Raw genomic sequence first — 3,103 nt, 5'->3', positions numbered from 1 at the left:
AGCCAACCCAGAAAATTACCTGCCATGGAATTATCTAGAAAATAGTGAGTAACGGCTGACTTGCTTTCCAAAAAAGACTGAATTGGGCTAACCGCCCAAGTCAAACTATGCAGCCGTAAGCTCACCTGCCTCTGATATGTTTGCTTTTTTAAAAAAATACGACGTGCATTTATGTCCCGAAGTACATGGACGAATCACTTTAGAGGGAAAGCCATTACCGGGATTAGATGTTTATCGAAGTTTAACTTATGGGGATGATGATGAGTTACTAGAAAAAGAATTAACCGATGCTGATGGGCGATTTTCTTTTCCCGAGAAAAATATTCGTTCTCGAAAACCAGGATCTATGTTTGATGAATCAAGTATTAGGCAGATTATTGATGTTGATTACGATGGTAAACGATATTTACTTTGGGGCACGCTAGCAATCGGTATCATTCCTAATAAAGCACTATCAGAAAAGTTGATGACATTAAATTGCGAGATTCAGAGCTCCGATGAAAAAAGACGCTTTCCAAGCATCGAATACCCTCAAGCTAATCATCTAGTTCGAGGTGTTTGTCGCTGGTAGGAAATATTTATTACTATTCACATTAGGACCAAAAGGACTTATTTAATGTCAGTAATAACGCCAAGAATAGCATCTCAACTAGCCCTTATGTCATACGAAATAAGGAAACCATCTGCTCGTGGGGAATATAGTTTACTCGGGGATGATGCAGATGAACTTTCAAAATATTTTGATTTCAACTTATCCAATGGTCCCATAAAAGGCGTTTCTGGTGGTTTTTTATCACATCTGCTTAATCGTACTACAGGTTTTGCATTAGTGGGACAAGGCAAAGGAGTTTATAAAGGGGATTATGTTATTGCACTACGCGGCACAGATTCTCTTAAAGATGCGATTACTGATTTGCATTGTGGAGTCAGTGGATCGGCAACCGGTGCGACGGTACACTTCAGTTTATGTCATTAAAACAGCATTAAAATGCACTTTATATGATAAAAATATAAATTCGCAATTGTTTTTTTAAATGTTTAACAGTAAAATCTCGCTCATAATAAAGTTAAGCGTTATTGCTAATTGGAAATAACGCTTTTAACCCATGGATGAACATGAAGTTTAAACAGATAAACTATAAATCGGCGCCTGTTTTTATAACGGTGCTGCTAGGCTCATTACTTCTTCTTTTATCTTCAACACAGGCTGTCGCTGATATGTTTAGTTTTTTTAAAAAATACGATGTGCACTTATGCCCCGAAGTACATGGGCAGATCACTTTAGAGGGGAAACCAATCCCTAATCTCGAAGTTATTCGTGGTTTAACTTATGGTGATGATGATGAATTGGTCGATAAAGCCATGACAGATGAGCAAGGACGTTTTTTATTTCCAGAAAAAAATATACGTTCTCGGAAACCTGGGTCAATGTTTGACGAGTCAAGGAGAAGGCAAACCATTGGCGTGGTACACAGAGGGCAACAATATGTACTTTGGTATACCCAATCAATCGGTATTGAAGCTAATAAAAATTTAACAGATAAATTGAATTATTTAAACTGTGATTTAAATAATTCAGAAGAAAAAATTAAAATTAAAAATCATGAATATCCGCAGGGTAATCATCTTATTCACAGTATTTGTCGCTGGTAATATTTTTAAAGGCTCTATTTATGTCAACAATTTCTCCAAAAATTGCGTCTCAGCTTGCTGATTCTGCATATGATATACAAACAGCAGGTGTTTTAGGCTATCGCTTAGGAGAGCATGCAGATGATCTCTCAAATCACTTTGATTTTGACCTTTCCAATGGCCCCATAAAAGGGGTTTCTGGTGGTTTTTTATCTCACCTGTTTAACCGCACCTCAGGGTTTGCATTGATGGGGGAAGGGAAAGGTGTGTATAAAGGTGACTATGTTATTGCATTACGTGGTACAGCTTCCCTTAAAGATACGCTTACCGATGCACATTGCGGCTTAAGTGGCTCAGCAACAGGCTCAATGGTGCATGCGGGGTTTAATAAAACCTTTTACTCTATGAAACCTGCTTTTCAACAATATTTTAGCTCACGATTAACGCAATCATCGGGCGGTACAGTGCATTGTGTCGGTCATAGCCTCGGTGGGGCGCTTGCAGGGCTGACAGCAGATTGGCTAAAAAGCACCTATTCATTGCCCGTTAATTTATATACTTTTGGGGCTCCTCGCGTCGGTTTACAAGGGTTTGCACAGAAAACCACTGCTCGCTTAGATAATATATTCCGTTGCACACATGGTGCAGATCCGGTTCCAAAAGTTCCTTTATGGCCTTTTACCCATGCGCCAGATAACGCTTCTGAATATCGCTTAGATAATAGCCAAGGATTTAGCCCTAATGCCCATAAGATGGGACTTAATGGTAACCCTGGCTACATTAATACTGCAAAGAGTAACGATTGGGCAAGTTTACACCGAAAATCCAATGACTTTTTATATACGCCAGTTCGTCTGAAATATGCAGATCGTATTAATGTATCATACGGTGGTTACTGGGCAGACAAAATCACCAGTGCATTAATTACATTGCTAAAAGATGCGGGCTATTATAGTAGTATATTGGCACAAGCGGGCGTTGGCTCGACACTGACATTTTATGATCTAGTCGCCCGCACATTAACCGAAGTAGCACAATCATCTGCACGTTTTGCAGAGCAGACGACGGGGTTGTTAGGGCATATGTTAGCTTTTGCAGGACAAGCATTTGTCAAAATAACAGAGCTGACTTTTGAGTTTATTAAGTGGGTGTTTGATAAAACCATTGACGTTTTGCACCGCTCAGTTAGAGCTGCACTTAATACTATTGATTAATAAAAGCAAAAAAGAAAAAGTTGAGGACACGCAATTTTTTCTCTTTGTGGGTAAAGCCCATGCCCCTGTTTATAATTGAATCGAGCAAAAGTTTACATCAAACTAATTCGCCTATGCGTGCCAATAATAAAATCTAAAGTAATTTATATTGCCCATTGTCAATACCATCAATCGTCCAACTACCAATCCGATAACGGATTAAACGCAGTGTCGGAAAACCAATATTCGCCGTCATACGTCGTACTTGACGATTACGG

General features: G+C 39.1%; 4 protein-coding genes and 1 pseudogene. 4 read left to right on the top strand and 1 reads right to left on the bottom strand.

Translation table 11 applies throughout. The features are described 5' to 3' along the window. Positions 1 to 136: 136 nt before the first annotated feature. The 4 genes from KSO91_RS16625 (at position 137) to KSO91_RS16610 (ending at position 2,846) form a co-directional block, all read left to right on the top strand. The gene (locus KSO91_RS16625; RefSeq protein WP_238744141.1) at positions 137 to 571 is read left to right on the top strand and encodes a DUF6795 domain-containing protein; all 435 of its coding nucleotides are present in this window, start codon (positions 137 to 139) and stop codon (positions 569 to 571) included. Positions 572 to 616: 45 nt separating this feature from the next. Then, on the top strand, positions 617 to 976 hold the full coding sequence (locus KSO91_RS16620; RefSeq protein ID WP_238744140.1) for an alpha/beta hydrolase family protein: 360 nt from the start codon (positions 617 to 619) through the stop codon (positions 974 to 976). A gap of 140 nt (positions 977 to 1,116) precedes the next feature. Continuing rightward, positions 1,117 to 1,653, top strand: coding sequence for a DUF4198 domain-containing protein (locus KSO91_RS16615; protein ID WP_238744139.1), 537 nt, complete (start codon positions 1,117 to 1,119; stop codon positions 1,651 to 1,653). Positions 1,654 to 1,673: 20 nt separating this feature from the next. Further along, positions 1,674 to 2,846 (top strand): lipase family protein, encoded by a 1,173-nt coding sequence (locus KSO91_RS16610; RefSeq protein ID WP_238744138.1) that lies wholly within the window; start codon positions 1,674 to 1,676, stop codon positions 2,844 to 2,846. Positions 2,847 to 2,979: 133 nt separating this feature from the next. Here the strand turns inward: KSO91_RS16610 and KSO91_RS16605 are convergent. Further along, positions 2,980 to 3,103, bottom strand: a pseudogene (locus tag KSO91_RS16605) (pseudouridine synthase); the annotation flags it as partial.

It is taken from the genome of Psychromonas antarctica, from assembly GCF_022267535.1.
GTDB classification, from domain to species: Bacteria; Pseudomonadota; Gammaproteobacteria; order Enterobacterales; family Psychromonadaceae; genus Psychromonas; species Psychromonas antarctica.
This window is presented reverse-complemented; position numbering and strand designations above follow the sequence as displayed.

Coding starts and splice junctions, on each gene's coding strand:
- KSO91_RS16610 (WP_238744138.1), top strand. CDS start 1,674: ATGTCAACAATTTCTCCAAAAATTGCGTCTCAGCTTGCTGATTCTGCA.
- KSO91_RS16625 (WP_238744141.1), top strand. CDS start 137: ATGTTTGCTTTTTTAAAAAAATACGACGTGCATTTATGTCCCGAAGTA.
- KSO91_RS16615 (WP_238744139.1), top strand. CDS start 1,117: ATGAAGTTTAAACAGATAAACTATAAATCGGCGCCTGTTTTTATAACG.
- KSO91_RS16620 (WP_238744140.1), top strand. CDS start 617: ATGTCAGTAATAACGCCAAGAATAGCATCTCAACTAGCCCTTATGTCA.